The 24,210-nt window shown below is 62.0% G+C and carries 24 protein-coding genes; 12 read left to right on the top strand and 12 right to left on the bottom strand.

From position 1 onward, the window contains the following. The first annotated feature begins 138 nt into the window (after positions 1-138). Positions 139-654 (top strand): HvfX family Cu-binding RiPP maturation protein, encoded by a 516-nt coding sequence (locus BLU52_RS09175; protein ID WP_090282883.1) that lies wholly within the window; start codon positions 139-141, stop codon positions 652-654. A gap of 3 nt (positions 655-657) precedes the next feature. Here the strand turns inward: BLU52_RS09175 and BLU52_RS09170 are convergent, their stop codons facing one another. Then, the gene (locus BLU52_RS09170) at positions 658-2,274 is read right to left on the bottom strand and encodes a L,D-transpeptidase family protein (RefSeq protein ID WP_090282882.1); all 1,617 of its coding nucleotides are present in this window, start codon (positions 2,272-2,274) and stop codon (positions 658-660) included. Between the two features lie 150 nt (positions 2,275-2,424). Between BLU52_RS09170 and BLU52_RS09165 the strand changes: the two genes are divergently transcribed. The 4 genes from BLU52_RS09165 to BLU52_RS09150 all read left to right on the top strand — a co-directional run bounded on the left by BLU52_RS09165 (position 2,425) and on the right by BLU52_RS09150 (position 5,726). Next, the gene (locus tag BLU52_RS09165) at positions 2,425-3,138 is read left to right on the top strand and encodes a murein L,D-transpeptidase catalytic domain family protein (RefSeq protein WP_090282881.1); all 714 of its coding nucleotides are present in this window, start codon (positions 2,425-2,427) and stop codon (positions 3,136-3,138) included. 246 nt (positions 3,139-3,384) lie between these two features. Next, positions 3,385-3,642, top strand: coding sequence for a DUF2790 domain-containing protein (locus BLU52_RS09160; protein ID WP_090282880.1), 258 nt, complete (start codon positions 3,385-3,387; stop codon positions 3,640-3,642). 9 nt (positions 3,643-3,651) lie between these two features. Further along, positions 3,652-4,323, top strand: coding sequence for a heavy metal response regulator transcription factor (locus tag BLU52_RS09155; protein WP_090282879.1), 672 nt, complete (start codon positions 3,652-3,654; stop codon positions 4,321-4,323). Further along, positions 4,320-5,726: a heavy metal sensor histidine kinase gene (locus BLU52_RS09150; RefSeq protein ID WP_090282878.1), complete on the top strand. Its 1,407-nt coding sequence runs from the start codon at positions 4,320-4,322 to the stop codon at positions 5,724-5,726. The genes BLU52_RS09155 and BLU52_RS09150 overlap by 4 nt, the downstream gene beginning before the upstream one ends. A 140-nt stretch (positions 5,727-5,866) precedes the next feature. On the opposite strand, the gene BLU52_RS09145 is transcribed toward BLU52_RS09150, so the two are convergent. Next, complete coding sequence (locus tag BLU52_RS09145) at positions 5,867-6,487, bottom strand: cell wall hydrolase (protein ID WP_090282877.1); 621 nt, start codon at positions 6,485-6,487, stop codon at positions 5,867-5,869. Positions 6,488-6,688: 201 nt separating this feature from the next. On the opposite strand from BLU52_RS09145, the gene BLU52_RS09140 reads away from it, so the two are divergent. The 5 genes from BLU52_RS09140 (at position 6,689) to BLU52_RS09120 (ending at position 13,587) form a co-directional block, all read left to right on the top strand. Further along, a complete protein-coding gene (locus BLU52_RS09140) occupies positions 6,689-7,540 on the top strand; it encodes a CAP domain-containing protein (RefSeq protein WP_090282876.1) in 852 nt (283 codons plus the stop codon). 119 nt (positions 7,541-7,659) lie between these two features. Further along, positions 7,660-8,658 (top strand): GTP 3',8-cyclase MoaA, encoded by a 999-nt coding sequence (moaA, locus tag BLU52_RS09135; protein ID WP_090282875.1) that lies wholly within the window; start codon positions 7,660-7,662, stop codon positions 8,656-8,658. 387 nt (positions 8,659-9,045) lie between these two features. Continuing rightward, complete coding sequence (gene chrA / locus BLU52_RS09130; protein ID WP_090282874.1) at positions 9,046-10,389, top strand: chromate efflux transporter; 1,344 nt, start codon at positions 9,046-9,048, stop codon at positions 10,387-10,389. Between the two features lie 402 nt (positions 10,390-10,791). Beyond that, positions 10,792-12,156, top strand: a complete 1,365-nt coding sequence (locus BLU52_RS09125; RefSeq protein WP_090282873.1) for a glutamine synthetase family protein — start codon at positions 10,792-10,794, stop codon at positions 12,154-12,156. A 147-nt stretch (positions 12,157-12,303) separates the two neighbouring features. Further along, positions 12,304-13,587, top strand: coding sequence for an NAD(P)/FAD-dependent oxidoreductase (locus BLU52_RS09120; protein WP_090282872.1), 1,284 nt, complete (start codon positions 12,304-12,306; stop codon positions 13,585-13,587). A 104-nt stretch (positions 13,588-13,691) separates the two neighbouring features. Here the strand turns inward: BLU52_RS09120 and BLU52_RS09115 are convergent, their stop codons facing one another. Both BLU52_RS09115 and BLU52_RS09110 read right to left on the bottom strand, forming a co-directional pair. Beyond that, positions 13,692-14,477, bottom strand: coding sequence for a DeoR/GlpR family DNA-binding transcription regulator (locus tag BLU52_RS09115; protein ID WP_090282871.1), 786 nt, complete (start codon positions 14,475-14,477; stop codon positions 13,692-13,694). Positions 14,478-14,733: 256 nt separating this feature from the next. Continuing rightward, entirely contained in the window at positions 14,734-15,627 is an 894-nt protein-coding gene (locus BLU52_RS09110) for a LysR family transcriptional regulator (RefSeq protein WP_167359891.1), read from the bottom strand. An 86-nt stretch (positions 15,628-15,713) separates the two neighbouring features. On the opposite strand from BLU52_RS09110, the gene BLU52_RS09105 reads away from it, so the two are divergent. Further along, the gene (locus BLU52_RS09105; RefSeq protein WP_090282869.1) at positions 15,714-16,490 is read left to right on the top strand and encodes an NAD(P)H-dependent oxidoreductase; all 777 of its coding nucleotides are present in this window, start codon (positions 15,714-15,716) and stop codon (positions 16,488-16,490) included. A 214-nt stretch (positions 16,491-16,704) separates the two neighbouring features. Here the strand turns inward: BLU52_RS09105 and BLU52_RS09100 are convergent, their stop codons facing one another. The 3 genes from BLU52_RS09100 to BLU52_RS09090 all read right to left on the bottom strand — a co-directional run bounded on the left by BLU52_RS09100 (position 16,705) and on the right by BLU52_RS09090 (position 18,698). Then, on the bottom strand, positions 16,705-17,724 hold the full coding sequence (locus BLU52_RS09100; protein ID WP_090282868.1) for an AbrB family transcriptional regulator: 1,020 nt from the start codon (positions 17,722-17,724) through the stop codon (positions 16,705-16,707). Positions 17,725-17,870: 146 nt separating this feature from the next. Further along, positions 17,871-18,293 carry an HD domain-containing protein gene (locus tag BLU52_RS09095; RefSeq protein ID WP_090282867.1) on the bottom strand — a complete coding sequence of 141 codons (423 nt, stop codon included), beginning with the start codon at positions 18,291-18,293 and terminating at the stop codon, positions 17,871-17,873. A 15-nt stretch (positions 18,294-18,308) separates the two neighbouring features. After that, a complete protein-coding gene (locus BLU52_RS09090; protein ID WP_090282866.1) occupies positions 18,309-18,698 on the bottom strand; it encodes a hypothetical protein in 390 nt (129 codons plus the stop codon). 165 nt (positions 18,699-18,863) lie between these two features. On the opposite strand from BLU52_RS09090, the gene BLU52_RS09085 reads away from it, so the two are divergent. Further along, positions 18,864-19,295 (top strand): hypothetical protein, encoded by a 432-nt coding sequence (locus BLU52_RS09085; protein WP_090282865.1) that lies wholly within the window; start codon positions 18,864-18,866, stop codon positions 19,293-19,295. A gap of 71 nt (positions 19,296-19,366) precedes the next feature. On the opposite strand, the gene BLU52_RS09080 is transcribed toward BLU52_RS09085, so the two are convergent. The 5 genes from BLU52_RS09080 to BLU52_RS09060 form a co-directional block, all read right to left on the bottom strand. Further along, a complete protein-coding gene (locus tag BLU52_RS09080) occupies positions 19,367-19,651 on the bottom strand; it encodes a hypothetical protein (RefSeq protein ID WP_090282864.1) in 285 nt (94 codons plus the stop codon). Positions 19,652-19,826: 175 nt separating this feature from the next. Then, a complete protein-coding gene (locus BLU52_RS09075) occupies positions 19,827-20,111 on the bottom strand; it encodes a hypothetical protein (RefSeq protein ID WP_090282863.1) in 285 nt (94 codons plus the stop codon). A 109-nt stretch (positions 20,112-20,220) separates the two neighbouring features. After that, on the bottom strand, positions 20,221-20,769 hold the full coding sequence (locus tag BLU52_RS09070) for a cupin domain-containing protein (RefSeq protein ID WP_003226097.1): 549 nt from the start codon (positions 20,767-20,769) through the stop codon (positions 20,221-20,223). A gap of 415 nt (positions 20,770-21,184) precedes the next feature. Then, complete coding sequence (locus tag BLU52_RS09065) at positions 21,185-22,468, bottom strand: NAD(P)/FAD-dependent oxidoreductase (protein WP_090282862.1); 1,284 nt, start codon at positions 22,466-22,468, stop codon at positions 21,185-21,187. 49 nt (positions 22,469-22,517) lie between these two features. Then, positions 22,518-24,008 carry an aldehyde dehydrogenase gene (locus BLU52_RS09060; RefSeq protein ID WP_090282861.1) on the bottom strand — a complete coding sequence of 497 codons (1,491 nt, stop codon included), beginning with the start codon at positions 24,006-24,008 and terminating at the stop codon, positions 22,518-22,520. Positions 24,009-24,210: the final 202 nt, after the last annotated feature.

Here is a 24,210-nt window from a genome sequence, read left to right as displayed (position 1 = left end):
TGCGTGTACCCCAGTGTATCCAGCCCCCGCCCAGACACACCCACCCAACAATTCCCCACCCCAACGACACACCCCCGATACACCCCACCCTTCAAATGCACCGGTCGATTCCACTCTGAAAAACCACCGGAGCCCCTCATGAGCAAAACCCTCTCCAACACCGTCCAGCACCTGCACCTGAACCTCGACCGCGCCGGCGCATGGCTGGCGCCGTTGACCTTGCGCCTGTTCATCGCCTGGGAATTCTTCGAATCCGGGCTGGAGAAATTCAACGGGCAGAATTGGTTCGAGAACATTCAAGAGCGCTTCCCCTTTCCCTTCGACCGACTGCCGGCAACGCTGAATTGGGAACTGTCGATGTGGGCCGAGCTGATCTGCGCCGTGGCGATCCTGATCGGTTTCGGCACGCGCTTTTCGGCGCTGGTCTTGATGGTGGTGACGGTGGTCGCCACGGCTGCTGTGCACTGGCCTGCCGACTGGTCGTCGCTGAGCGAACTGGCGCAGGGTTACGCGATCACCAACAAGGGCTTCGGCAACTTCAAGCTGCCGGCGATCTACCTGGCCGCGCTGGCGCCGCTGCTGTTCGCTGGCGCCGGCAAGTTGAGTGTCGATGCCTGTCTGGCGCGCCTGTTGTGGCGGCGCGGCCAGCGCTGAGCTTCAATGCGCGCGGTCGAGCCCGGCCAGTAACGCGCTGTCGCGGCTGTAGATGTCCGGCGCGTAGCGCACCTGGCCATTGCCGTCGACTTGCGCGGTCCAGTAGGTCATCAGGATCGGCACCGGCGCCGACAAGCGAAATTCGTGGGTGGTGCCGGTCGCCAGCAGGGTTTCGGTGCGGGCCTTCTCCGCCGGGGTGAGCAGCAGGTCGCGCAGTTGCATCGGATGTTCGACGCGTACGCAACCGGAGCTGAATGCGCGCGGACCCTTGTCGAACAGCGCCTTGCTCGGCGTGTCGTGCAGATACACCGAAAACGGATTGGGAAAGCGGATGACCATTTGCCCCAACGGATTGCGCGGCCCGGCGTCCTGGCGCAGAAGGATGTTGCCGGGGTTTTCCCAGTCGATGTCCGCTGCCGCCAAAGGCAGCCCATTGGCGTCGAGCACTTGCAGGTTGTGGCGGCTGAGGAAGGTCTGGTCCTTGCGGATTTCCGGCAGTTTGTCTTCCTTCCAGATCGTCGGCGGCACAGTCCAGGTCGGGTTCAGGGTGAGGCGGGTCACGCGCGATTTCAGCAACGGCGTCTGGCGGTCGGCACGGCCAACCTGAGTGCGCGTTTGCCACACGGGCGCGCCGTCCTGATACAGCGTCAGTTCGGCGGCGGCGACGTTGATCAGCAACGTATTGGGCTCCATGTCCTGAGCCATCCAGCGGAAACGTTCGAGATTGACGCGCAACTGTTCGCGGCGGATTAGCGGGCTGATGTTCAGTTCGGCAATCGTCCCCGGCCCGACCACCCCGTCAGCCTGCAACGAATGATTAATCTGAAAACTCTTCACCGCATCAACCAGTGCGCCTTCATAAGCGTTACCCGACGTGCCGAGGGCGTGGCTCAGATAGCCTTCGCTGTACAGCCGCTGAGCCAGCTCAGGTACGCGCTTGTCTTCCATCGCCGGGCGCAACAGTGGCCCGCTGCCGACCGGTTGCCATTGCGGCAAGGTTTGCAGGCGTTGGGCGGCGTAGAGCTGCCGCAGATCCTGATATTGCGCCAGGTGCGGCCGCGCCAGATCGAACGCTGCGGGGATGTCATGCAGGCCGGGAACGGCGATCGCCAATAATTCCGCCTGACGGTCACGCGGGGTGTCGTCTGAATGCCACAGCGGTTCGAAATGCGATTGCAGCAGGCGGCCGAAATGCAGGTCCTGCAGCGCTTGCAGGTAATAGCGACTGATCTCGATATCGGCGCACAGCTCGCCGTCCTGCGGTGCGGTGGCTGCGACCGGGTAGCGCGCCGGATTGAGACCATCGTCGACCAACAAGCGCAATTGCCCGTGCAATGCCGGCAAACGTGCGGATTCGCTGGCCCACACCGGCAGCCAGTCCTGCTGCTGGTAGAACGCTTGCAACTGGCTCAGCGCCGCGCCGTCGAGCCGCGTCGCAATCGCCGGGCAGGACTGGCGCAGATTGATCAATACCGCCTGTAGCGGGCTTTGCGGTTCGACCGGTATTTCGGCCGCTGGCGTCGGCAGGGTCGGCAACGGCGGCAGCGCCTCCTCGGCACAAGCGACAAACGGCGCAGCGAGCAAACAAATGCTCAAGTAGCATGCGTACTTTTTGAACAACTGCTTTACTCCAATCCATGGCCGTCTCGATGACGGTCAACCTTACATCAGGTGCGCTGAACAGTCAGGCTCGATCATCGAGCCTGCAGGTATCGACTGGACGTCAGGAACCAAAGTGCCCGATATGTAGCAAGTGAGGACACTTCATCAATGTTGACGTTTTTGCGCCGACTTTTGCTGAGCACCGCGACCCTTGTCGTAGTGACCAGCCCCGTTTTTGCCGCCGGCCAGCTCTCGCCGGTTCTTTACACCAGCCTCGCGCACGCCGCGCCAGAACTCAATCCCCACGCGCTGAAAGGTGCGCTGAGCGCCATGCAGTGCGCGGTCAGCAACGGCGCGAAACCGTCGCGTCATCTGGCGATCATCGACTATTCGCAACCGTCCACCGAACGCCGGTTGTGGATCTTCGACCTGAGCAAAAAGAAGCTGGTGCTGCGCGATCTGGTCGCCCATGGCTCCAACTCCGGGGAAAACTTCGCCACGCAGTTTTCCAATCGTGAAGGCAGTTTCCAGTCCAGCCTCGGCCTGTTCCGCACCCAGGAAAGTTACAGCGGCACCCACGGTTACTCGTTGCGCATGGACGGTCTCGAGCCGGGCTTTAACGACATGGCGCGCGACCGGGCGATTGTCATCCATGCCGCCGATTACGTGAACCCGCTGTGGAGCAAGCGTCAGGGCCGCATCGGCCGCAGCCAGGGCTGCCCGGCCGTGCGGCCGCAGATTGCCAGACAGGTGATCGATCGCCTGAAGAACGGCCAGTTCATGTTTTCCTGGTACCCCGATCAGCGCTGGCTGAAATCCTCGCCGTACCTCAACTGCCAGCCGCAGCAGATCGCGAGTGTTCTCAGTACCCACGCGAGCTGAAAAAACACCGACTCCCCCTGTAGGCCTTCGCCTGCTCGCGATAGCGGTACATCAGTCAACATCTGATTTGAATGACACACCGCCATCGCGAGCAGGCGAAGGCCTACAAGGGATCTTCGTCTGCCTTGCCTCCCCGTTTCATTACAACTTTGTCATTCAGTTGTCGGTTTGCCGTGCGGATCGCTCGGTAGCCTGAAGTTGTTCCGGCGCCACTGCCGATCCACTTCACCCACTGAGTGACTGACCATGAAAACCCTCCTGATCGCCTTCACCGCCCTCCTCGCCACCGGCAGCGTGTTTGCCGCGACCACCCCCGACACCGGCGTGATCCATGACAAAACCGGTTTCTACGTGCATCTGGATATCGACAAAGTGCTGTCCAGCACCGATATTTCACAGGCGTGCGGGGTGATCCCGGCGCGCTTGAATTACCTCGACCATCAGGGCCGCGAACATGTGCTGGACTATCAGGTTCAAGGCAGCGGCTGCACCAACGACCATTGAGACTGACCGATGAATATTCTGGTTGTCGAAGACGAACCCAAGGCCGGCAATTACCTGCTCAACGGTTTGCAGGAACTCGGTTACAGCGTCAGCCTGGCCCGCGACGGTGCCGATGGCCTGCACCTGGCGCTGGAGCACAGCTTCGACGTGATCGTGCTGGACGTGATGATGCCGAAAATGGATGGCTGGGAAGTGCTGCGCCGGCTGCGCAAGGAAGCCGATACGCCGGTGTTGTTCCTCACCGCTCGCGATGACATCGCTGACCGCGTCAAAGGCCTTGAGCTCGGCGCCGACGATTACCTGATCAAGCCGTTTTCCTTCGCCGAACTGGTGGCGCGCCTGCGCACCCTGACCCGGCGCGGGCCGATTCATGAAGACGAGCAACTGCAAGTCGCCGACCTGCAGATCGACGTGCTCAAGCGCCGCGTGACTCGCGCCGGTACGCGCATCACCCTGACCAACAAGGAGTTCGCCCTGCTGCAACTGTTCGCCAGCCACACCGGGCAAGTGCTCGCGCGTTCGCTGATCGCCTCGCGGGTCTGGGACATGAATTTCGACAGCGACACCAATGTTGTCGACGTCGCCGTGCGGCGCTTGCGAGCGAAGATCGATGACCCGTTCCAGCTCAAGCTGATCCACAGCGTGCGCGGTATCGGCTATCGCTTCGACACCCAGCCATGAGCCACCCTCGCGCGTATTCGCTGACCCTGCGCCTGGCATTGTTGTTCGCCCTGCTGGCGTTCGCTTCGCTGGCCGGCCTCGGCGCTGCGCTGTACAACGAGCTGGAGCAGCAACTGACCCGCCGCGATGACACGGCGCTGGTCAGCCGTATCGATCAATTGCGCAGTTTCCTCAACGACAGCAACACGCTGGAATTGATCAAGCACAAACCGGCATTGTTCCAGAACATGCTCGGCAATCGCGAAGCGCTGCTGACCATCGGCACGCCCGGCGAGCCGCCGCTGCTGGTGGTCAACCCGGGCAACCTCACCGCGCCGGATTTGCCTGCCGTGCCGATCGATCACCCGATGACCCTGAACGATGTGCAGCATTTGCCGAGCGTCAACGGCGTGCCGTTTTCCGCGGTGGCGGCGACCATCGATTCCGGCGATCTGGGCAATCTGCAAGTCACCACCGGGCGCCTGATGAGCGAGCGCACGGCGATGCTCGAAAGTTACCGTTTGAGCGTTTACGGGCTGGCCTCGCTGGCGGCGCTGCTGCTGGCGTTGGTGGGCTGTTTGCTGGTGTATCGCGGCCTGCTGCCGGTGCGACGTCTGGCCCAACATGCCCATGGCATTGGCGTCGGCAACCTCAACGAACGCCTCGACAGCCACGGCGCGCCGCGCGAATTGCAGCCGATGATCGAAGCCTTCAATGCCATGCTCGACCGGCTCGCCACAGGCTTTGCGCAGTTGAGCCAGGTGTCCACCGACATGGCCCATGAGCTGCGCACGCCAATCAACAACCTGCTCGGTGAAACCCAGGTCGCCCTGCACCAGAACCGCAGTGTCGAGGCCTATCAGCAATTGCTTGCCTCCAACGTCGAGGAGCTCGAACGCCTGACGCGCATGCTCGACAACATGCTGTTTCTGGCCCGCACCGACCCGGCCAGTGCCTTGAGCCAGCGTCAGGAACTGGACGCGGCGGAGGAAATGCAGCGCATCGCCGATTACTTCGAGGGGCTGGCAGCGGATGTCGGCATGACCATCGAGGCCCGCGGCGACGGCGTGATCTGGGCCGAACCGATGCTGTTGCGCCGCGCCTTGGCCAACCTCTGCGCGAATGCGATCAAGTACGGCGCAGCGGATTCGACGCTGCAGGTTGAGGCATTTGCTGAGGAGGATGGCAGCTATCTACGCGTGCGCAATCAGGGTACGACCATTGCGCCGGAGCATTTGGCGCGATTGTTCGAGCGTTTCTATCGGGTAGACCAGTCGCGTGAGCGCTCGGCGCAATCCAACGGTCTGGGCCTGTCGATTGTGGCGACGATCATGCAACTGCATCAGGGGCGCTACAGCGTCAGCAGCGAGAATGGCGTGACCTGTTTCGAGCTGTTTTTCCCCGTTCGCCAACCGACGCAATAAAGCCACCCCCAATCCCCTGTAAGAGTGAGCCTGCTCGCGATAGCGGTGTGTCAGGCACATATTCGTTTACTGATACACCGCTATCGCGAGCAGGCTCACTCCTACAAGGGATCTTCATGCGACGACAAATGGCGGTGGGCCTAACGCGCATCTCCGCCCGCCGGTTTATAAAACTGAAACTTGCCGATCGCGGCCGTACGGCGGTATTCGTTGGCCCAGCCCGGATGCACCCTGCGGTCGTGGAAATACATGGCGCCGTGGGTGCGATCCTTGAGTTGGCGGTTCAGCGCCTTGCCGGCGATTTTCTTGGCCAGCGCGTATTCGGCGTCTTCCTTGACCTGATCGGGCTTGCCGTCGCACCACCAGGAAAACTGGCAGCTTTTGCTTTCCGAGCCCTGTTTGACCACCGCACACACCGTGTCGGGAAAACCCTCGTGACCGAGACGGTTCATCACCACGCTGGCCACGGCTTCCATTTCCGGGGTGTCCTTGCCCTTGGCTTCCCAGTAGATGCTGCGTGCCAGACAGGTCAGCGGATCGTCCAGCGGCGCCGCGCCGGCCGGGTCAACCGCTTGCGCCTCGGTTGGGGTGATCGCTTCGGATTTCGGCGCCGGGGCGCTGCTGACCTTGTCCGCCGCTTTCTCTTCCAGCACCTGCGCTTTCTCTTCGGCCTTGGCCTCGATCGGCGCCTGTTCGGTGGCCCATGCCGCGCCTGCCAACACAGTGATTACCAGACAACCCGCCAAGCGTTTCAATCCCATGTCAGTTCTTCCGGCAGCGCCCGTTCCGGGCTGGATGTTTCGTCGGTGAGACGCCCGGTTTTCGGGGTCTGCGCAGAGTGTAGCCGGCCACGCCGGGAGAAACATCCCGGTTAAAAAAACCGCTGAATGCCGAAAAAAGACATTGCACCCACCGGGGGCCTTTCGCGCATCATGGGCGCATTCAGCTCGAGGGAGATTTCCATGCGCTTCATGCCATCCGTTTTGCGTCTTGCCGGGTTATCGCTGGGCGTTGTCTTCGCCGCATCAGCGGTGGCGGCCGATGAGTTGAAACTGATCGAGTCGATCAACAGCTACCGCAGCCAGCCGCAGCGTTGCGGGACGCAGGCCTCAAACGAATTGCCGCCACTGTCCGCCGATCCACGCCTGCGCCTGCCAGCCAGCGGCGCGGTCGATCTGCAACAAGCCATGGCCAGTGCCCGCTATCCGATGGTCAACGTCCAGGCGATCACCCTCAACGGCCCGCGCGACGCAGCATCGGCGATGCAAGCGATCCAGGAAAGTTTCTGTCAGGTGGTGCTCGATCCGCAGTTCGTCGATATCGGCGTGAACCGCGTCGATCGTGATTGGCGCATCGTCCTGGCGCGGCCGCTGCTCACGGCCAAGCTCGGCGACGGGCAAAGCGAAGGGCAGAAACTGCTCGCCCAACTCAACGCCGCCCGCAGCCAGCCGCGCCAATGCGGCGGCCAGGCTTTCGCCGCTGGCGCACCGCTGGCATGGAATGCAACGCTGGGCACGGTAGCCCAGGATCACAGCCGTGACATGGCCAACAACAATTACCTCGATCACAAGGACCGCGATGGCCGTACCCCCGGCGACCGCGCCGAACTCGCCGGTTACAGCGGCCAACAGGTCGGCGAAAACATTGCCGCCGGGCAAGATACGGTCGGCGAAGTCGTCGACGGCTGGCTCGCCAGCCCCGGCCACTGTGCCAACCTGATGAACCCGCAATACAAGGAACTCGGCGCGGCGTACGCAACCGATCCGAAAAGCAATGCCGGCATCTACTGGACGGCGATGTTCGGTGCGCAATGACGGCATCATCGACCGGATCAATCAGCCGGTCAGCCAGAGTGATTGGACGGCAACGGGTGCGGACTTTACCCTGCGCAACTGCGCCAATTGGCCGCACCTGACATCCACGAGGCGAACCCATGACAGAGCGTGAATTGATCGATGGTCACAACCGCCGCGTGGATTACTTGCGCCTGTCGGTGACTGATCGCTGCGACTTCCGCTGCGTCTATTGCATGGCCGAAGACATGCAGTTCCTGCCACGCCAGCAGATCCTCACGCTCGAAGAGTTGTTTCAGGTCGCGCAAAGCTTCGTCGCCCTCGGTACGCGCAAGATCCGCCTCACCGGTGGCGAACCACTGATCCGCCCCGGTGTGGTCAAGCTCTGCGAGCAGATCGCCGCCCTGCCCGGCCTGCGCGAACTGTGCCTGACCACCAACGGTTCGCAACTGGGCAAACTCGCCGCGCCGCTGTTCGACGCCGGGGTCAAGCGCCTGAACATCAGCCTCGACAGCCTCGACCCGCAGCGCTTCAAGGAACTGACCCGCACCGGTGATCTGGCCCAGGTGATCGACGGCATCGACGCTGCTCGCAAGGCCGGTTTTACCCGCACCAAACTCAATTGCGTGGTGATGCACGGACGCAACGATCACGAGATCAACGATCTGGTGAGCTTCGCCATCGACCGTCAGCTCGACATCTCCTTCATCGAAGAAATGCCGCTGGGCACGATCAGCGAACACAGCCGCGCCGAGTCGTTTTTCTCCAGCGCCCAGGTCCGCGAGAAAATCGCCGAACGCTACACTCTGATCGACTCAGCCGAATCGACCCAAGGCCCGTCGCGCTACTGGCGCCTGGCCGAAGCACCGGAGATTCGCCTGGGCTTCATCTCCCCGCACAGCCACAACTTCTGCGCCACCTGCAACCGTGTACGGCTGACTGTCGAAGGCCGGCTGCTGCTGTGCCTGGGCAACGAACATTCGATGGACCTGAAAGCGGTGCTGCGCGCCCATCCGGGGCAACCGCAACGCCTGGAAAAAGCCATCATCGAAGCCATGAAGCTGAAACCGTATCGGCACAATTTCGAAGTCAACGATGACGTGCAGGTGGTGCGGTTCATGAACATGACCGGGGGCTGACCGGCCACCCCCAGCGCGCAACGGGACCGTTCAATGATTACCGGATCAGTTCGGCGCGGGGGTTTGGGGTGGGTCAGACATCGTAGCCCCTCACCCTAGCCCTCTCCCTAAGGAGAGGGAACTGATTGGGGGATGCTGGCGAGCTCCGTTGAGCTGATGTTGCATTGGTGAATCCATAAGCCACACATTTCGTTCTGGATGCTTGGTCTCATAATCGACGCGGTCATCCAGGTCGATGCATAACGCCAGACACCTCGGTCGGCTCCCTCTCCCTCGGGAGAGGGCTGGGCGGGCGGCGCTCCGATGAGGGGCTGCGATCTGGCCGCCACAGATAAACCAAAACCTGCTTATATACCCGCTCCGCCGAGCCCACCGCAGGAGTTGCACTTGAACCCAACGCCCGACGCCCCGCCGCGCCCCGCCCCCATCACTCTGAAACACGCCTGGCGCTTCTGGCTCAAGCTCGGTTGCATCGGCTTCGGCGGTCCGGCCGGGCAGATCGCGATCATGCATCAGGAGCTGGTCGAGCGACGCCGCTGGATTTCCGAAAAGCGTTTTCTCCACGCGCTCAATTACTGCATGTTGCTGCCCGGCCCCGAGGCGCAGCAACTGGCGACCTACATTGGCTGGCTGCTGCATCGCTCCTGGGGTGGAATAGTTGCCGGTGTGCTGTTTGTGCTGCCGTCGCTGTTCATTCTGATTGCACTGTCGTGGGTCTACATCGCCTTCGGCGACATGCCCGCCGTGGCCGGGGTGTTTTATGGGATCAAACCGGCGGTGACGGCAATCGTCCTGCATGCAGCCCATCGCATCGGCTCGCGTGCGCTGAAGAACGCCTGGCTGTGGGCGATTGCCGGGGCGTCGTTCGTGGCGATTTTTGCGTTCAATGCGCCGTTCCCGTTGATCGTGCTTGGCGCGGCGCTGATCGGCTATCTCGGCGGACGTTTCGCCCCGCAGCGGTTCAACGCTGCCAGCCCGCGCAACAGCGGCAAATCCTTCGGCCCGGCGCTGATCGATGACGACACGCCAACACCGGAACACGCCCGTTTCAAACCGGCGAAACTGTGGAAACTGGCGCTGATCGGCGCGGCGCTGTGGTGTTTGCCGATGGCGCTGCTGACGGCATGGTTCGGCTGGGACGGCACCTTCACGCAAATGGGCTGGTTCTTCACCAAAGCTGCGCTGCTGACCTTCGGCGGCGCGTATGCGGTGCTGCCGTACGTTTATCAAGGCGCGGTCGGCCATTACGGCTGGCTGACGCCGACGCAGATGATCGACGGCCTCGCCCTCGGTGAAACCACGCCCGGGCCGCTGATCATGGTGGTGGCGTTTGTCGGCTTCGTCGGTGCTTACGTGCAACCGACGTTCGGCCCCGAGCACGCTTTTGCCGCCGGCGCCCTGGCGGCGACATTGGTGACGTGGTTCACCTTCCTGCCCTCGTTCCTGTTCATCCTCGCCGGCGGGCCGCTCGTGGAATCGACGCACAACGAACTGAAGTTCACCGCACCGCTGACCGCCATTACCGCCGCCGTGGTCGGGGTGATTGTCAATCTGGCGTGTTTCTTCGCCTACCACGTGTTCTGGCCGAACGGTTTTGCCGGCGCCGTCGATGTATTTTCGATCGTCCTGGCGATTGCCGCAGCCGTAGCCCTGTTCGTGTTCAAGCGTGGGGTGATCAGCGTGCTGATCGTTTGCGCCCTCGCCGGGCTGGGCTTTCACCTGATGCGCTGAAGCGCAGCCCGATATCTCCCGTTTACATGCCCGCGGATTCCCCCTTACTATCCGGGCACACCGGTCGGCGGGCCAGCCCGCCACCGACGTTTTCCGCCAACGGAAACACGCGTTATGAGTACGTCACCTCAACAACCACATTGGTTGTACGTCTCACCCTCGCACGCCCTCGTCAGGAGCGGCGTATGAACCGTATCGTCAATCTGCCCATGGCCCTGCGCCGTTCCAAGCTGCGTCACTCCGCACGCCCGCCGGATATCGCCCTGCCCGTCTATCGCGTCGGTTAAAAACCCGCGACAGTCTTCTTCTTTCTGATATCTCTGCCAGGACACCCACGCCTTTTGCCGCGTCGGGTCCGGCCCGATTCTGCGCGCCTGTGCGGCGCCCCCGTGAGTGATCGCCATGAAATTCGCAGCCCTTGAAGACGCACGTCTGTTCCTTGCGCAAAACCCCGATATCGACATGATTGAGTTGTTCATCCTCGACGCCAACGGCGTACCGCGCGGCAAGCTGTTGCACCGCGAAGAACTGCTCGCCGTGTACGAAAGCGGCCGGCCATTGCCGAGCACCATCCTCGGCCTGACCGTGCAGGGTGAAGACGTGGAAAACTCCGGTCTGGTCTGGGACGTCGGCGACATCGACTGCCGCGCCTATCCATTGGAAGGCAGTCTGGTGCGCCTGCCGTGGCGGCAGATTCCGACCGCTGCGGTGCAAGTGAGCATGCACCCGACTGAAGGCCTGCCAGCGAGCATCGCCGACCCGCGACACTTGCTGATCAAAGTCATCGACGCGCTCAAAGCCGAGGGTTTCCACCCAATCATGGCCTGCGAGCTGGAGTTCTATCTGCTCGACGCCAAACGCGATCACAACGGCCGACCGCAACCGGCGCTGGATGCTGACGGTGGTCGACCGCGACACACCCAGGTCTACGGTCTGCGCGAACTGGAACAGATCGAACCATTCCTCGCCGACCTCTACAGCGCCTGCAAACTGCACGGCATTCCGGCGCGCACGGCGATCTCCGAATACGCGCCGGGCCAGGTGGAAATCACCCTCGAACACGGCGATGCACTGGCGGCGATGGATCAGGCCGTGCGCTACAAACGTCTGGTCAAAGCGGTGGCGCACAAGCACGGCATGCAGGCGACGTTCATGGCCAAGCCGTTCGACAACCTGGCCGGCACCGGCATGCACATGCACGTCAGCCTCGCCGATGGCGCCGGGCACAACCTGTTCGCCTCGGAGGATCCGGCCGGCACGCCGCTGCTGCGCACCGCGATTGGCGGCATGCTTGCCTCGCTGCTCGATTCGTTGTTGCTGTTCTGCCCGAACGCCAATTCCTATCGGCGTTTCCAGGCCAACAGCTACGCCCCGCTGGCGCCGACCTGGGGCGTCGACAACCGCACCGTCAGCCTGCGCGTGCCCGGCGGCCCAGCCAACACGCGGCACATCGAACACCGCATCTGCGGCGCAGACGCCAACCCGTATCTGGCGGCGGCGGCAATTCTCGCTGGCATTCATCGCGGCATTCGTGAAGACCTTGATCCGGGTGCGCCGGTCGAGGGCAATGGCTATGCGCAGGCCAAGGAGTTGCTGCCCACAGACTGGCTGACTTCGTTGCAGGCGCTGGAGAATTCGGTGTGGGCGCGGGATGCCCTGGGGCAGGAGTTTCTGGGCGTGTATCTGGCGGTGAAAAGGGCCGAGTACCGGCAGTTCATGGCCGAGGTGGGTGAGCAGGATTGGCGCTGGTACCTCACCGAGGCCTGAAACCCCACCACTCAACCCTGTGGGAGCTAGCCTGCTAGCGATGCGGCCGATCAGTCAAATTGTCGGTGAATGACACACCGCAATCGCTAGCAGGCTAGCTCCCACAGGGGATTGCACTCCGACTCCCGAATTTGTGTGGACACTGACATGACTCAACGCTGCAATTCCTATTACACCGCCACCCTCAACCGCGACACCGACTACCCGACCCTGCAAGGTCGGCATTCGGTGGATGTGGTGATCATCGGCGGCGGTTTCACCGGCGTCGCCACCGCGGTCGAACTCGCGGAAAAAGGCCTGAAAGTCGCTATCGTCGAAAGCCACAAGATCGGCTGGGGCGCCACTGGGCGCAATGGCGGTCAGGTCACCGGCAGCTTGTCCGGCGACGGCGCGATGCGCAAACAGATGCGCGCGAAACTCGGTGATGACGTCGACGATTTCATCTGGCACCTGCGCTGGCGCGGCCACGAAATCATCAAACAGCGCGTCGAAAAATATGCCATCCAGTGCGCCCTCAAACACGGCCATTTGCACGCCGCGTACAAGCCCAGCCACATGACCGGCCTGCGCAGCGACTATGAAGAAGCCGTGCGGCGCGGGCTGGGCGATGAGGTCAGCCTGCTCGACCGCACTCAGGTCCGCGATCTGCTGCAAAGCGACCTCTATCACGGGGCGATCAAGAACACCCGCAACCTGCACCTGCACCCGCTCAATCTGTGCATCGGCGAAGCGCGGGCGGCGGAAAGTCTCGGTGCGCTGATCTTCGAGAACAGCGAAGTGCTGGAGATCATTCACGGTGACAGGCCGGGCGTGCGCACCGCTCACGGGCAGATCGACGCCAGCCAGGTGATGCTCGCCGGCGACGTTTACCACAAGCTCGAACCGGGCAAACTCAAAGGCAAGATTTTCCCGGCCATGGGCGGCATCGTCACCACCGCGCCGCTGGGCGAGCTGGCGCGGCAGATCAACCCGCAAGACCTCGCGGTGTATGACTGCCGTTTTGTCCTCGACTATTACCGCCTGACGGCTGACGGTCGCTTGCTGTTCGGCGGCGGCGCCAACTACAGCGGCAAGGATTCACGGGACATCGCCGCCGAACTGCGCCCGTGCATCGAGCAGACATTCCCGGCGCTCAAAGGCGTGCAGATCGACTATCAGTGGAGCTGCGCGATGGGCATCGTCATCAACCGCATCCCGCAACTGGGCAAGCTCTCGGACAACGTCTGGTATTGCCAGGGCTACTCCGGCCACGGCATCGCCACCACGCACATCATGGGTGAAATCATGAGCCGGGCGATCACCGGGCAACTGGAACAGTTCGACACCTTCGCCGCCTGCCAGCACATTCGCGTGCCGATGGGCGATTTACTCGGCAACCCGTTGCTGGCGGCGGGGATGTGGTATTACCAGATGCTCGAAAAGTTGCGCTGACTGCACTGGCCCTATCGCGAGCAGGCGAAGGCCTACAGGGGAACGCATTCCAATTGTAGGAGTGAGCCTGCTCGCGATGAGGCCATCAGCCCCACCACAAAACTTCAATCGGGAAGCTGCTCGACCACAATCCCCAGCCGCCGATAATCCTCGACACTGCCCGACGCCACATGCCGCTCAGTAATCAACATGTGCAATCGCGTACACGGCGCTACCACAAACGGTTCCACCGCGCCAAGCTTGTCCGCCGAGGTCACGGCAATCACCCGCGCCGCGCTGTCGAGCATCGCTTGCTTGACCGGAACCTCATCGAAATGCAGCGAGGTAATCCCCACTTCCGGATGAATCGCGCACACGCCGGTAATCGCCAGATCAGCCTTGATCCCGGCCAGCAGACGCAGCGCCTCATGCCCACCCGCCGCCATGGTCCGCGGGTTCAACTGCCCTCCGGCGAGAATCACTTTCACACCGCTGTACTCCGACAAGGCAATCGCCGTCATCGGCGAAGCAGTCACCGCCGTGATATTGATATCGGTACGCAACGAGCGCGCCACCTGCAACGTGGTCGAGCCAGAATCGAACAGCACGATCTGCCCGTCCTCGATCTGCTGCGCCGCCAGTTGCGCCAGGCGAACCTTGACCTCATCGGTTTCATCGAGCCGGGTGAAGTAATCCTTGCCCGAGTCTTTCGGCCGCGGTAACGCCCCGCCGTGCACGCGCTGCACCAGCCCGGCATTGTCCAGTTCGGCGAGGTCGCGGCGGATGGTGTCCTCAGACACTGCGAAGTGCTGGCTCAACTCGGACGCCATGACCTTGCCGTCGCGCTCGAGCAGCAAGAGGATTTTCTGCCGGCGCAGCGAGGGCAATTCGGCGATGGAGTGATCGTGCATGGTTGTGCCTGTTTGTGCTTGTAATTGCAGGTTTAACCAAGGCTAGCGAAAGCCCCGGACAAATACAAACGCAGCGGCTATCAATTGTTTCGATCATTGGAATCAACAAGGCGAATTTTTTCTTTGCCGTGTGCCTGTTCACAATGGCCCCACTCTAAAACGGCTCAGGATGAACACCCCATGAATCTCAATTTCGCCTTCGCGTGCATGATCGTCGTGTCGTTTGCAGTGGCGTTGGTCCACGCCTGACCGGGTCTCAGACCGACGCCAGCAGATGCTCGCGCAACCACTTGTGCGCCGGATCGCGGTGCGCGCGTTCACCCCAGAACATCGCCATTTCATAACCCGGCACTTCCAGCGGCGCGGCGACCACCTGCAAGGCCGGATTGCCGCGCACCAGCCGTGACGGCAGCATCGCCACCAGATCGGTGCTGACCAGCACCGACATTGCCATCAGAAAGTGCGGCACCGACAACACCACGTTGCGCCTCAAACCGACATCGGCCAACGCCCGGTCGGTCACCCCGAAAAAGCCCCCACCCTCTCTTGACACCAATACGTGTTCCAGCGCGCAGAACTGTTCACGCGTAGGCGCCGTTTGCAAGTGCGGATGGCCGATGCGCCCAGCCAGCACGTAACGCTCCTGAAACAGCGGTCGCCGATGCAGCTCCGGCGGCGCGTCCTCGCTGATGTGCAGCGCCAGATCGAAGACGCCCTGCTCGGCCTCTTTCACCAATTGTTGCGGGTGCAGGTCGATCACCGCCAGCCGCGTGCCCGGCGCCTGTTCGCGCAAGCCGCTCAGTGCCGGCAGCACCACGGTCGATTCGCCGTAATCGGTCGCGGCGATTTTCCAGCTGTGCGTCGCCTGCGCCGGGTCGAACGCACTGGCCGGCGCCACCGCCCGCTCCAACGCCTCCAGCGCTTCGCGCAACGGCTCGCGTAACTCGTCGGCCCGTGCGGTCGGGCGCATGCCCCGTGGGCCGGGTAGCAACAACGGATCACCGAAAATGTCGCGCAGCTTGGCCAGGTGCACGCTCACCGACGGCTGCGACAGGTTCAGCCGCTGCGCCGCGCGCGTAACGTTGTGCTCGGCCAGCAGCACATCCAGGGTCATCAACAGATTGATATCCAGCCGTCTCAAATTATTCATGGCTATACCAGACATATTAGACATTCATTTCCAATATACCGGGCGAACGTCGATCCTGCAGTCATTCACCCACGGAGCTTCCCACCATGAATGTTTTACTGGTTTACGCCCACCCCGAATCGACGTCTCTCAACGGCTCGCTCAAGGACTTCACGGTCCAGCGCCTGCAAGCCGCCGGCCACAGCGTGCAAGTCTCCGACCTCTACGCAATGAACTGGAAAACCACCCTCGACGCCGACGACGCACCGCAGCGCGACCCGTCGCAACCGTTCCACGCCTCCCTCGACTCAAAACGCGCCTACGCCGACGGCACCCAGGCCGCCGACATCGCCCGCGAACAGGAAAAATTGCAATGGGCCGACGCGCTGATCCTGCAATTCCCGCTGTGGTGGTTCACCCTGCCGGCGATCCTCAAAGGCTGGGTCGACCGCGTCTACGCCTACGGCTTTGCCTATGGCGTCGGCGAACATTCCGACAGCCGCTGGGGCGAGCGTTACGGCGAAGGCAAAATGAAAGGCAAACGCGCAATGCTGATGGTCACCACCGGCGGCTGGGAATCCCACTACAGCCCACGCGGGATCAACGGGCCGATGGATGATCTGCTGTTTCCGATTCAGCACGGGATTTTGTACTACCCCGGTTTTGAAGTATTGCCGCCATTTGTCGTGTATCGCACCAGCCGGATGGATGCTGCGCGGTATGCCGAGACCACCGAGGAACTGGGGCGGCGGCTGGATGAGTTGTGGAGTGCGCGGCCGATCGGGTTTCGGCAGCAGAATGGGGGGGAGTATGAGATTCCGGCGTTGACGTTGAAGGAAGGCATCGCGCCGGATAGCGAAGGCTTCGCCGCACACATCCGCTAGCGCCGCATTGCCCTCACCCCAGCCCTCTCCCGGGGGGAGAGGGAGCCGACCGTGTTGGATGTTCGAGTTACACCGAGCTGATATCTCGAGCCGAACTCCAATTTCGAACAGCACCGAGATCGGCTCCCTTCCCCCTCGCCCCCTCGGGGGAGAGGGCTGGGGTGAGGGGGATGGATTTAACTGACACGCCGTAACAGATTGGCATCAGCTCGAGTCAGGCTTCCTCTTTCACCCGCCGCACCTGCACCCACAACGCCGGCGCAAAGTGCAGCAGCACCATCCGGCTCAAATGATGCGTCAGGATAAACACCACATTCAGCCCGCCACCAAATGCGACAATCGCGATCGTCTCGATCGCACCGGGCATGTAAGCGAGCCATAACGACAGCGGATCGTTGCCCAGCCACCTCGCCGCTACTTCGGCAAACACCGCCGCGACCACGATCATCATGCCAACCGAGACCATCGCTGTGCGCCCGTGCCGGGCCAGTTCGGCGAAGCCGAGGCCCTGGAACCGTGAGCCGATGCGCACGCCGAGAATCAGCGCGGCCAGGTTCAGGCTCCAGTCCGGCATGTGAAAACCGCGCAGCCATCCCGATTTCACAAACACCGCCGTGATGATGATCGCCGTGAGCATGAACGGCGCCGGGACGCCGATCACCAGCAGCAGGCGCCCGAGCAGCACGCTGAGCGCAATCACAGCACACGCGGTCAGCGCCATGCCGGTCGTCAACGGATCGCCATCGGCAACCGCGATGGCGGACTGGGCGGGTATCAACAAACTCACCAGCACAGTGATCAGCAGCAAACGCATCAAGTGAACGATGATGACCTTGCTCGAGGCCTTTTCCGATTCGAGCAAATCGAACACCGCTGCGAGTGCACCGGGATAAACCGCCAGCAGCGCATCGGTGCGATTCCAGCCGGCGCCGCGGGTCAGCCACCATCCGGCCAATGCGATCTGTACGGTCAGGCAAATCAGCAATACACCGAGGCTGGGCAAGAGCGCCGAGGCCGTCGCGCTGTCCCATGCCTCGAACATCAACCCGGTGGCGATCCCCAGCGTGACCTGGATGTAGCCGAGTCCATAGGGGGTGGCCGGTGCAATGCCGGTTTTACTGGCGAACACTGCGGTGACGATAATCGAACCCAGCAGCAAGCCATGGGGGACGCCTTCGAACTGCAACAACACGCCGAAACCGGCAGCAATCAACAAGCAAATAACTGATTTCATAGTCGCCTTCCTGGCTATTCAACTGACACACCATCAATTCATTGTGGGAGCGAGCCTGCTCGCGAAAGCGGTGTGCCAGTCACCGATGAATAACCGGTCTGACGCCTTCGCGAGCAGGCCCGCTCCCACAGGGGATGTAATCGCTTTCACATACGCAACCGCGCAATCGCCCGCCGATACTTCTCGATCCGTTCCAGATCCTCCCAACCCGGTGAGGCGATCCGCGAGAGATCGCTGTTCTCCTCCAGATCCGCCAGTTTCACCACCCGCCCAATCGGGTTCTGCGCGGCGCGGTCGACGAAATCCTCGTAGGACTCACCGGGCGCTTTCGTCACCGATGCAATCGCCGTCAGCACTTCTTCGCTGAAGCCTTCCTCGCGCAAATCATTCAGGCTGACGCCACAATCTTCGACCACATCGTGCAGCACAGCAACGATGCGTTCTTCCAGCGTGGTCATGCGCAACATGACTTTCAGCGGATGCAGAATGTATGGCGCACCGCCCTTGTCGACTTGCCCAGTGTGGGCCGTGGCGGCGATGGCGATAGCACGTTCGAGGGTTTGGTTCATAGGAATCTCCGAAGGTCAGATGCCGTAACGGCCGCCGACGTGGATATTGCGTTTGAGCCAGTTGCCGAGGGCTTTCCAGCGCCCGACTGGCTGCACGAATACTGCGTGACGCTGAAGAATCAACGCCACCAGCGTCGCTTGATCGGCGTTCGGGTTAGCATCGATCACCTCAGCCACCCAGGCGCAATCGGCTTTGCTCAAGTGGTCGCGCCAGTCGCCGGACCACGCGTCGAGTTCATCCAGCGCGAGAAACCGCGCCCCGCCATGTTCCATATGCCCGCCGCCCATCGACTGCTCGAAGCAGAACGGCGTATCGGGTTTTGCGGGGTCGATGTGGAAAAGATAGATATCGTGAAACGGATGCTGCGAAGCGGGGGCGATGTTGCGGCGGCCGATTTCGATCATGGCGACGGTCCAATCCTTGGGCGCTGAATGTTTCTGATTGTTGCGCAGTGTACGCGAAGATCACCCATCGCGAACCCGATGGAACCCTGCACGTCATCGCCACCTCGAAAGCAGACAAGCGCCAAATCACCGATCAGACGCGGCGCCATTGGAGAGGAACTGCCGATGAAAACCCGATTGCTGTTGCTGATCGCCACGTTTGCCATCATCCCCACCTGCGTCATGGCCGAAGGCTGCGACGTCCAGACCCGCTCTTCGAGCGCCGCAGTGCCCGCCGTCGAAACCCACAGTTGCTATGAATACGAAGGCGTGCCGGTGGACTCGATCAACTGGTCGTGCAGCAACGAAAGCAAAGACACCCTCAACGCCACCAAGAAAAAAGTCGCGCGCTGCGAGGACCACTACCAGGCCACCTGCACCGCCCGCCTCACCCAGGAATCGCTGGCCAATCCGCACTCCACCAGTAAAGACAAAAGCGCCCAACCGCTGAACCTGCCGGATAACGCGCAAGTGACCACCTATTACTACGGCGGGGAGCATCTGGAACAGGCGAAGATCGACTGTGAAAACAGCGGCGGCAACTGGAAGGCGAAATAGCGTTCAGTCATCCAGGATTTGCCCATAAAAAAGCCCGGCTACATGCCGGGCTTGCTGCATTCGAAACACGCTTAACCTTCGCCGGCACCGCTGCTGGTGCCGCTGTCGTTCGATTGTTTCGAACCACTGGGCTTGCCGCCCGAAGGGGTCGAGCCGTCGTTGTTGGTGGTATTGCCCTGCGTACCTTTCGGCACGGTGGCGCCGTTGGAATGAATGTCTTCCGGCGCGCTCGGGTTGGTCTGGCTGTTGCCGTCGTTGGCGGTCGGCGCCGGGGTTTCGTTGGCGGCGGTGGCGTAGAGCGAGGTGGCGGATAACAGGGTGGCGAGGGTCAGTGCTGCGAAGTTGACTGGGCGCATGTTGGCTGTTTCCTTTGCGGGGGTGAGTTACGCATTGGAGGCAGGTGCGCGGTGAAAAATGCGGTGCGGCTGACGAATGGCAAAAATAAACCCGACACCTCGGAAGAGATATCGGGTCATCAAAACAATCTCTAAAGCACGGCTTAACAGACCGGGCATTCTAGTGCTCGGTCTATCAACCGCCGCCGCTACCCCCGCTGCTGCTACCGGATGGTTGACCCGCAGGGCTGGGCTTGGAGGCAGATGGCACCGGCCCATTGTCGGTCTTGCCTCCGTCACCACCCTTGGGTAGCGATTCGGCATCCGGGTCGGCATTGGTGGCTGGAGACGCCGGTTCACGCGTCTGGCTGGTTCCGTCGCTCGCCGTCGGGGTCGACGTTTCACCAGCAGCGAGCGTGTACGGCGAACTGCCGAACAGCAACGCCGCGAGGGCAATTACCGCAAGTTTATGGTTCTGCATGGTGGCTCTTCCGTTGCGTGGGGAGTTACAGCATTGGAAGAAGGTGCGCGGCGAACGTGCGATGCGCCGGACGAGTGGTTATCGTCCGGTAGATCAATTTTGTCGAAACTCAGAAATTCGCCGGCGTATTCGCGCTGATGATCTCCGCCTCATCCGCCCCAATATTGCGAAACTTGTGCGGCAATGTCGTCGGAAAGTAATACCCGTCCCCCGCATTCAACACACTCACCTGCCCGTCCACCGTCAATTCCACGGTGCCACGGGTCACAAGCCCGCACTCCTCGCCTTCGGCATGCACGATCGGCTCTTCTCCGGAGCTGGCGCCGGGGGCGTATTGTTCGCGCAGCAGGCGCATCTGGCGACTGGGGACGGAGGCGCCGATCAGCAGCAGGCGCAGGCCGTGGCGGCCGAGGTCGGGTTGTTCGTTGGCGCGGAAGACGTATTGGTGTTCGCGCGGCGGCTGGTCGAACGTGAAGAAGTCGGCCAGGGACATCGGTATGCCTTCGAGCAGCTTTTTCAGCGAGCTGACGGAAGGACTGACACGATTCTGTTCGATCAGCGAGATGGTCGCATTGGTCACGCCGCTACGCCGGGCCAGCTCGCGCTGGGAGAGTTTGTAGCTTTCGCGTACTAGTTTGAGTCGAGAACCCGTATCCATGACAGCCTTATGTGAGAACGACAAGGACGATGGGGGTGGGTGGCGGGTGACGCGCAGGTCGCGCGGATCACGTTGCTCCCGTGTCCCGGAACCGTGAAAGGCGGCTATTAAATCACGTTTGGTGGTGTTGCTCAGCAGGTTCGATGGATGGTTGGGCAAAAGTCGTTTTTGCCTTGGCAATACAGACCTGTAGGAGTGAGCCTGCTCGCGATGGCGGTGGGTCAGGCGCAACGATATTGGCTGACAGGACCTCATCGCGAGCAGGCTCACTCCTACAGTTGGGTTTCGGTGTGTCAGCAAGTTCATCGGTGGCTGCCATGGCCTCTTCGCGAGCAGGCTCGCTCCCACAGGGGACATCAATGCTTTTGCGAAAGTGAAAACCGGCGGGGTTTGGGGCCGCCGCCGGGGAGGTAACTTAGACGCCGAAGCGGTCGCGCAGCGAGTAATAGACGGCGCCCAGGGCGGTCAGCGGCGCGGAGAAGGTGCGGCCGCCGAGCATCGGCATGTGCGGCAGCGAGGCGAAGGCGTCGAAGCGTTCGGCGTCGCCACGGATCATTTCCGAGATCAGTTTGCCGGCCAGGTGCGAGCAGGTGACGCCGTGGCCGCTGTAGCCTTGCATGTAGTAGGCGTTTTTCTCGATGCGGCCGAATTGCGGCATGCGCGACATGGTCAGCAGGAAATTCCCGGTCCAGCGGTAATCGATCTTCACGTCCTTGAGCTGCGGGAAGGTCTTGAGAATTTTCGGGCGGATCAGTTGTTCGATGTCGTCCGGTTCCCGCGCGCCGTAGACCACGCCGCCGCCGTAAAGCAGACGGTTGTCGGCGGTCAGGCGATAGTAATCGAGCAGGTAGTTGCAGTCTTCGACGCAGTAGTTGTTGGTGATCAGGCTGCGCGCCTGCTGCTCGGTCAACGGTTCGGTGACGACGATCTGCGAGCCGCACGGCATGCTTTTCGCGGTCACGCGGTTGTCGAGGCCTTGCGGCAGGTAGGCGTTGCCGGCGATCAGCAGGTACTTGGCGCGGACCTGGCCTTTTGCAGTGCGCACGATGTTTGGCTCGCCATAGGTGATTTCCACCGCAGCCGACTGCTCGTAGATCTTGCCGCCCAAGCGCACGATCGCCGCCGCTTCACCGAGCGCCAGATTCAGCGGGTGAATGTGCCCGCCCTGCATGTCCAGCAGCCCGCCGACATAGGCGTCGGAGCCAACTTCACGACGAATCTCAGCCGCGTCGAGCATCTTCAGATTGCGGTTGCCGTAACGTTCCCAGCCACGCTTCTGCTCAGCCAGACCGTTGAGTTGTTTCTTGTTCATCGCTGCGAAGATGCCGCCCGGGCGGTAGTCGCATTGGATGTCATAGTCCTTGATGCGCGAACGGATGATGTCGGCGCCTTCGAAGATCATGCTGCCGAGGATTTCTGCGGTCTTGTCGCCGTAGCGCGCTTCGATCACATCGACGTCGCGACTGTAGGAATTGACCAGTTGCCCGCCGTTGCGACCGCTGGCGCCATAGCCGACTTTCGCCGCTTCGAGCACGGTCACTTTGTAGCCCGCTTCAGTCAGGAACAGCGCCGAGGACAGGCCGGTATAACCGGCGCCGATGATGCAGACGTCGCACTCGACCGACTCTTCGAGGGTTGGGAAGTCGATGACTTCGTTGCGGGTGGCGGCGTAGTAGCTGTTGACGTGTTGCTGTTTCATAAATTTCTCCGATGGCCGCCAGACGCTGGCGACCGCCGCTGTAAAAGAATTAGAGCTTGATCCAGGTCGCTTTCAGCTCGGTGTACTTGTCGAACGCGTGCAGCGATTTGTCGCGACCGTTGCCCGATTGCTTGAAGCCACCGAACGGTGCCGTCATGTCGCCGCCGTCGTACTGGTTGACCCAGACACTGCCGGCACGCAAGCCACGGGCGAAGGTGTGCGCCTTGCTCAGGTTGCTCGTCCACACACCGGCGGCGAGGCCGAAGATGCTGTCGTTGGCGATCTGCAGCGCTTCTTCGGCGGTGTCGAAGGTGATCAGCGACAACACCGGGCCGAAGATTTCTTCCTGGGCGATGGTCATCGCGTTGGTCACGCCGTCGAAGATCGCCGGTTGCACATAGAGGCCGCCGGTTTCTTCGAGGGTGCGTTGGCCGCCGGCGATCAGCTCGGCGCCCTGCTCGCGACCGATGCTGATGTAGCGCAGCACGTTTTCCAGTTGACGCTGATCGACCACGGCGCCAACGGTGGTCGCCGGGTCGAGGGCATGCCCCGGTTTCCACGCTTGCAACGCTTCCACCAGCAGCGGAATGAACTGCTCGCGAATCGATCGCTCGACCAACAGGCGCGAACCGGCCGTGCAGACTTCGCCCTGGTTGAAGGCGATGGCGCTGGCCGCCGCTTGGGCTGCATCGCGCAAGTCCGGTGCATCGGCAAACACCACGTTCGGGCTCTTGCCGCCGGCTTCGAGCCAGACGCGTTTCATGTTGCTTTGCCCGGCGTAAATCATCAGTTGCTTGGCGATCGCCGTGGAGCCGGTGAAGGCCAGCACGTCGACGTCCATGTGCAGCGCCAGTGCCTTGCCGACGGTATGGCCGAAGCCCGGCAGCACGTTGAACACGCCTTTGGGAATGCCGGCATCCAGCGCCAACTGGGCGATGCGAATCGCCGTCAGTGGGGATTTTTCCGACGGTTTGAGAATGAACGAGTTACCCGCCGCCAGCGCCGGGGCGAACTTCCAGCTGGCCATGATCAGCGGGAAATTCCACGGCACGATGGCCGCGACCACACCGGATGGCTCGCGGGTGACGAGGCCGAGCTGGTCGTGCGGCGTGGCGGCGACTTCGTCGTAGATCTTGTCGATCGCCTCGGCGCTCCAGCGGATCGCGTTGGCGGCCGCCGGGATGTCGATGCTCATCGAGTCGCTGATCGGCTTGCCCATGTCGAGGGTTTCCAGCAGCGCCAGTTCTTCCTGGTGTTGCAGGATCAGATCGGCGAAGCGGATCAGGACGCGCTTGCGCTCGGCCGGGGCTTTTTTCGCCCACACGCCGGAGTTGAAAGACTGGCGTGCGGCTTCGACGGCGAGGTTGGCGTCGGCTTCATCGGTGCTGGCAACCGCGGCAAGAAAGCGGCCGTCGACCGGGCTCAGGCATTCGAAGGTTTCGCCGCTGATCGCCGGGCGGTATTCACCGTTGATGAAGGCGCGGGCTTCGAGGGTCAGGGACTGGAAGCGTTGTTCCCAGTCGTTGCGGGTTTTGGTCATTGTTCTGGCTCGACGAGGGGGGATTGGGGGTGGTCTGGTTGCTGTGTCTGGTTTGAGAGGGCTGCCCTCACCCTAGCCCTCTCCCGGGGGGAGAGGGGACCGATTGGGGGATGCTCAAAATCTGCGCCGACCTGACCGACCGAGTCGATTATGGATTCGGTAAAGCAGGTTCAGATCGCAGCATTTCCCGAGCATCCCCGGC

The sequence above is a fragment of the Pseudomonas granadensis genome (assembly GCF_900105485.1).
Classification (GTDB): domain Bacteria; phylum Pseudomonadota; class Gammaproteobacteria; order Pseudomonadales; family Pseudomonadaceae; genus Aquipseudomonas; species Aquipseudomonas granadensis.
This window is presented reverse-complemented; position numbering and strand designations above follow the sequence as displayed.

Bases quoted from the DNA above. Each gene is read 5' to 3' on its own strand.
- BLU52_RS09175 (WP_090282883.1), top strand. From the start codon at position 139: ATGAGCAAAACCCTCTCCAACACCGTCCAGCACCTGCACCTGAACCTC.
- BLU52_RS09165 (WP_090282881.1), top strand. From the start codon at position 2,425: ATGTTGACGTTTTTGCGCCGACTTTTGCTGAGCACCGCGACCCTTGTC.
- BLU52_RS09160 (WP_090282880.1), top strand. From the start codon at position 3,385: ATGAAAACCCTCCTGATCGCCTTCACCGCCCTCCTCGCCACCGGCAGC.
- BLU52_RS09155 (WP_090282879.1), top strand. From the start codon at position 3,652: ATGAATATTCTGGTTGTCGAAGACGAACCCAAGGCCGGCAATTACCTG.
- BLU52_RS09150 (WP_090282878.1), top strand. From the start codon at position 4,320: ATGAGCCACCCTCGCGCGTATTCGCTGACCCTGCGCCTGGCATTGTTG.
- BLU52_RS09145 (WP_090282877.1), bottom strand. From the start codon at position 6,487: ATGGGATTGAAACGCTTGGCGGGTTGTCTGGTAATCACTGTGTTGGCA.
- BLU52_RS09140 (WP_090282876.1), top strand. From the start codon at position 6,689: ATGCGCTTCATGCCATCCGTTTTGCGTCTTGCCGGGTTATCGCTGGGC.
- moaA (WP_090282875.1), top strand. From the start codon at position 7,660: ATGACAGAGCGTGAATTGATCGATGGTCACAACCGCCGCGTGGATTAC.
- BLU52_RS09125 (WP_090282873.1), top strand. From the start codon at position 10,792: ATGAAATTCGCAGCCCTTGAAGACGCACGTCTGTTCCTTGCGCAAAAC.
- BLU52_RS09120 (WP_090282872.1), top strand. From the start codon at position 12,304: ATGACTCAACGCTGCAATTCCTATTACACCGCCACCCTCAACCGCGAC.
- BLU52_RS09115 (WP_090282871.1), bottom strand. From the start codon at position 14,477: ATGCACGATCACTCCATCGCCGAATTGCCCTCGCTGCGCCGGCAGAAA.
- BLU52_RS09110 (WP_167359891.1), bottom strand. From the start codon at position 15,627: ATGAATAATTTGAGACGGCTGGATATCAATCTGTTGATGACCCTGGAT.
- BLU52_RS09105 (WP_090282869.1), top strand. From the start codon at position 15,714: ATGAATGTTTTACTGGTTTACGCCCACCCCGAATCGACGTCTCTCAAC.
- BLU52_RS09100 (WP_090282868.1), bottom strand. From the start codon at position 17,724: ATGAAATCAGTTATTTGCTTGTTGATTGCTGCCGGTTTCGGCGTGTTG.
- BLU52_RS09095 (WP_090282867.1), bottom strand. From the start codon at position 18,293: ATGAACCAAACCCTCGAACGTGCTATCGCCATCGCCGCCACGGCCCAC.
- BLU52_RS09090 (WP_090282866.1), bottom strand. From the start codon at position 18,698: ATGATCGAAATCGGCCGCCGCAACATCGCCCCCGCTTCGCAGCATCCG.
- BLU52_RS09085 (WP_090282865.1), top strand. From the start codon at position 18,864: ATGAAAACCCGATTGCTGTTGCTGATCGCCACGTTTGCCATCATCCCC.
- BLU52_RS09080 (WP_090282864.1), bottom strand. From the start codon at position 19,651: ATGCGCCCAGTCAACTTCGCAGCACTGACCCTCGCCACCCTGTTATCC.
- BLU52_RS09075 (WP_090282863.1), bottom strand. From the start codon at position 20,111: ATGCAGAACCATAAACTTGCGGTAATTGCCCTCGCGGCGTTGCTGTTC.
- BLU52_RS09070 (WP_003226097.1), bottom strand. From the start codon at position 20,769: ATGGATACGGGTTCTCGACTCAAACTAGTACGCGAAAGCTACAAACTC.
- BLU52_RS09065 (WP_090282862.1), bottom strand. From the start codon at position 22,468: ATGAAACAGCAACACGTCAACAGCTACTACGCCGCCACCCGCAACGAA.
- BLU52_RS09060 (WP_090282861.1), bottom strand. From the start codon at position 24,008: ATGACCAAAACCCGCAACGACTGGGAACAACGCTTCCAGTCCCTGACC.